The 4,412-nt window shown below is 57.8% G+C and carries 3 protein-coding genes; all 3 read right to left on the reverse strand.

Annotated elements, in window-relative coordinates:
- Position 1: 1 nt before the first annotated feature.
- Genes PY257_RS04725 through PY257_RS04735 form a run of 3 tightly spaced genes read right to left on the reverse strand, consistent with a single transcriptional unit; the run spans position 2 to position 4,304 of the window.
- Positions 2-1,276 (reverse strand): hypothetical protein, encoded by a 1,275-nt coding sequence (locus PY257_RS04725; protein ID WP_275739384.1) that lies wholly within the window; start codon positions 1,274-1,276, stop codon positions 2-4.
- Entirely contained in the window at positions 1,273-3,417 is a 2,145-nt protein-coding gene (locus tag PY257_RS04730) for a hypothetical protein (RefSeq protein WP_275739387.1), read from the reverse strand. The genes PY257_RS04725 and PY257_RS04730 overlap by 4 nt, the downstream gene beginning before the upstream one ends.
- Positions 3,418-3,464: 47 nt before the next feature.
- Positions 3,465-4,304, reverse strand: coding sequence for a DNA cytosine methyltransferase (locus tag PY257_RS04735; RefSeq protein WP_275739389.1), 840 nt, complete (start codon positions 4,302-4,304; stop codon positions 3,465-3,467).
- Positions 4,305-4,412 lie beyond the last annotated feature (108 nt).

The raw sequence follows: 4,412 nt of genomic DNA on the forward strand, positions 1-4,412 counted from the left end.
TTCATCCTCTGATGGCCTCCTGGGCCAGGGACAGGCGTGTCCTGGTGGGCGCTTCTTTCACGCTAAGCAATTGGGATGCTGTCTGGCGCTGCCCCAATGCATGCCTGGAAAACTCTAGGATGTTCGCGCCGATTCCCTTCTTGCAGTTCAATGCACGCGCTTCCCTTTCGCGCAGATCGGAGAACGTCATGCGCATGCCCGTGGCATCGAGGGCACCATGGTTTTCTCGGACATGCGTGTATAGCTGGGCAATGCCAGCGCTAGAAGACAGGCTTCCATGGAAGGGAAGGCCTGCTTCCTCCAACGACCATAGGAGCGTATTGATGCCGAGACGCGCCGTCAGGTAGGCAGACGCCTTGTCCTTGAGGCCGTGGAGGGCCTTCCCGCCATACGTCATGTACTGTGGATTCTTGGGGAAGATGAGCGCACGTACATCTTCCGTTCCAGACGGACCGTTGCCGTCGACGGCTTCTAGGAGGCAACGCCAGATGCGCGACTGGACATCGCACAACCATGTGATATGCGACACTGCAGCAAGCCTCAGGATGGCTTCGAGTAGGCTTGTCCATTGCCTGCGGGTCATCGAGGGCTTTGCCCTCATGATCGCACGTAGGTCACTGGCAAATTGCCGGGCAGGCATGAAAGGCACGCCTTCGAAATCGTCGATGGAGAAGTTTGCAACGTCTTGCGGATCCACCTTCGCCAGTTCCCATTTCGGGGAGGCACCCCAGGAGGATGTTTCCTGCTCCAGCCAACGGGCGAAGACATCATCGTCTTTGCCGACTTCGAGTGCAGAGAAAAGCTCCTTCCAAAGGGAAAGTGCAGTGTCGTGGTCCCTGGATCCCAGCCATGCCATGCGCCGCACAAGGCTGCCCGCAGGCCAGGAATTGCTGCTTAGTCGCGCCGAGCCGGAGAAAACCGACAATGAAGGAACGAGCGGCGTAACTTGGAGGAATCGCTTGGAAGATTGGTTCGGTAGCTTGGGGCTTTCCAGTACGCCGTGCAGGACGGCACTCCATGCGTCGGCATCAAGTATGGCTCCGTCAGGAATGGCTTGTTGCTTGTCATGGAGCTTGCGAAGCTTGCTTTCTAGGTCGCGCCCAGCCTTTGGTACGCCTCCTTCGCTAATGGAATCGAATCCAATGGTTCGATAGAGGGAGGCCACCAATACTTCCGAGCTGGCATATTCTGGTGCAGGACTGATGGCTAGTGCCGACTCCTTGTAGGTCGGATGGGACTTCTGCCACGGAGATTGCTTGAATTCGGCTAGCGTCATGGCTGCTTCCCTCCAACGGTTGCCACGAAGCCATTCCACGACTGGCCGACTTCTATCCCATCGGATCCAATCCTGATAATTGACTCTTCCAGGACATCCGGATCCCGGACAATCGTCCCTGCCAGCCTCGCCCTAGTGGTATCCAGAAGGGCAACGACTGTCCTGGGCAAGGATGCGATGGATATCCCCCGTTCCAGTTCCTTTACGGCCTTGAACAAGTCATACGTCAACGCGATCGGCTGGAGGGATTGCCCGCTTCCTACCTGAAGGAAGCAGATCGGAGACCGCGGGCGCTCCTCGGACGCAAGCTGCATGGCCTTTACCGGCCTTGTTTGGACGAGTAGGGTTGCCTGGCGTTGCTGTGGAGGAAGTGGCTGCCCAAATGTCGTTGTGAGGGAAACCTCGAATCTCTGGTTACGGTTCAAGAGCTCCTTGACTTGCTTGGCTACCTCGAAGAGTTGTTTTCCCTGGACGTCCTCTACGACGTGCTGGAATGCTTCGAGGGTTTGTGCATCGGCGACCACTGCTGTTCGCGTGCATAGGCTGCGCCGAACCAGCCGACATGCAAAGTCACGGACGATGTTCTGGATGCGGCCAGCCGCTGCGGGATTGCGGCGGCGCGTGGCTGGCGAAGACAAGATCTCATCTAGCTTGGCCAGGCGTTGGAGCAGGTCGACCTCGATTTTCGAGAGTGCCTGGTACTTGCGAACAAACTCGATTCCCCCGGCAACGGAACGACTGAATCTTGCGTCGAGTTCTGCAAGGATGATATTGCTTCTCCCGCTGACGGCCACCTCGGTTTCCGGGCTTGCCATTGCAGGATCCAGCAAGTCAGACAAGCTAGAAAGCAGGGAAGCAATGGTCGCTGGAAGATACGAGTCCTTGCGCCCAGCAAGAAAATGCTGGAGGCCAAGCAAGGTCAGGATGGCCCCGCGGGTATCCGCCGTTGCCTTCTCCGACCCTAGTCCTAGGTCCTTAATACCTTGCCTGAGGACATTGGCGGCCAATGGATCCCAATGATGGAAAAGTGCATGTTGGTAGCCTGCGGTCGCTAGCTGGAAAATAGCGAGAAGTTGCTGGCGACGCGGCCTCTTGGTCGATTGCCCCGATTGGTCCTGTTCCCAAAGGTACGAAGCCCAGCTGCAAGGGTCGCTTGGCTTTCCTTCGCCCGCCGCAAGGTTGCCGGCCAGCAAGTAGGAAACAAGGGAGAACAGGTCCCGGAAGCTCCATCTCTTGCCGCTGGCAAGCTCGTACCATCGAAGTATCTTCAGCAGCGAGGTTCGTGCGTCCTCCCGGGCTAGCAAGGCTTGGCTGCGACAAAAGGGGCAACGATCGCCTGCAATGCAGGTGCCTTGCGCTGGCCAGTACCTCGAATCGACAGCATGGCGGAGGAGGACCTCGGCCGGTGCAGGAATATCGTTATCGGGCTTGGCAAGTAGCGACTCGGAATCCATCGGCCACACCGCGATGTCTGGATATTCCGAAAGAGGCCAGCAGGAAGGCGCATCGGCGGAGAGGCTGACGGATCGAGTGATCCGCTCAAGCAATTCACGAGCCTCGCCAAGGCCGTGATCGATGGCATGGATCAATGCATCGTCGAGCACGCCTCGGTTGACGCAACACAGGTAGTAGCGTTCATCCTGATCGGCCAATAGGGAGCGCAGTTCATCGATCAAGAGTTCAGGCGCGGAGCGTCCTTCATGGCCTGCGGTTGCCGAGGCATCTTGCACGATGGACAAGTCAAGCTTCCTTGGCATGGCGGCAAGGGTGCCCGCATCCACGTGTATGTCCCTCGGTACAGGCCGGCCCACGGGCGGGCGGAATTGCTCCGAGAGCTTGCGTCGCAGGCTGCCATTGGCGGCCAGGCCGTCGTCGAGGCAATCTATGGTGAACTCGATGGCTTCGGTCTTGCCATTGCCTGGCCCCCCGACCAAGAGCAATATTCTGGGCGTACCCTTGGCTCCCGACGCAACTAGGCCGGCCCAGGCCTCAAGCCGGGAAATCAAGCTGGTCCTCAACAATTCCTTACTAGGACGCCCGCTACTAGGATCGAACAGTCGCTTGACGCCGCCCGAGTGATGCCCGGCCCATTCAAGCAGCCCTCCAGGGAACCGCCGGGGCTGCTCCGCTTCGTTTTCCATGATCGCCATCTCCCCCATAGACATCGATATCCCCTAGGCCGCTGCCATCATGCTGGTGTGACGATTGGCATTTCCTGTAGACCATCTTTGCGCAGTGCTATCTCACCAAGTTCGTCCAGTATGGATGCCGCAGTGAGGCCAAGTGCCTCGGCCAGCAGGGGTGGGACTGCATTGCCTACCTGGGTGTATCGAGGACACTCCTTGGTACGCATTTCCCCTCCTGTCGTGTACTTGCCGCGGAACCGGAACCAGTCCGGGAAACTCTGAAGACGGGCACTCTCGCGTACGGTAAGTATCCTCGGCTCGCAATAGTGCAGGACATCATCTGGCAAGGTCGTGATCGTCGGTGCAGGATCGTTCGCCGACATTGGGTAGATGCGGTGTTTCTTCAGGCCGAATCGAGCCCTGCTTTCCTCGTTCATCCTGACCCCTTGGGTGCACTCCTTGATGATTAGCCGAAACCGGTCGCGCACGTCATCGCGGTGCCGGGCCAGTCTCATGCTATCCATGGAGTCCGTGCGGCAGTGCTTGTGCATGGCTTTCTGGTACGAGGTGTACGGGCCGTAGTACGCGGTCTCCTCGAAACCTGGCCGAGAATATGGATCTAGGCATGGCTGCGTATAATTTTGGCTGACGAGAAGGTCCGATATGGCATCTTCGGCAGTAATGAGCTTTTTCTTTGGGAGAGCATGTCGCTCGCGGACTTCGGCCTTCTTCGATTCGAGAACCTCGAAAGCGTGATTTACCCCTCCCTCAAGGTGGGCGGCTAAGTCCTCCTTGATTCCGATGACGATAAGCCGGGAACGCTTCTGGGGAACGCCAAAATCCGAAGCGTCCACGATCTTTCCGTGGGCGACGTATCCAATTTCGGACAGGCGTTTCTTCAGTTTTTGGTATAGGACTTACGCAAAAGCCATGGAGAGCGATCGACTTCTGAGTTCCTGACGCAAGTAGTCTGAGAGCAACGAACGTTTGAGCTGGTACACAGTGGAGTA

The organism is Curvibacter soli, assembly GCF_029211125.1.
GTDB classification, from domain to species: Bacteria; Pseudomonadota; Gammaproteobacteria; order Burkholderiales; family Burkholderiaceae_C; genus Curvibacter_A; species Curvibacter_A soli.

Bases quoted from the DNA above. Each gene is read 5' to 3' on its own strand.
- PY257_RS04725 (WP_275739384.1), bottom strand. From the start codon at position 1,276: ATGACGCTAGCCGAATTCAAGCAATCTCCGTGGCAGAAGTCCCATCCG.
- PY257_RS04730 (WP_275739387.1), bottom strand. From the start codon at position 3,417: ATGGAAAACGAAGCGGAGCAGCCCCGGCGGTTCCCTGGAGGGCTGCTT.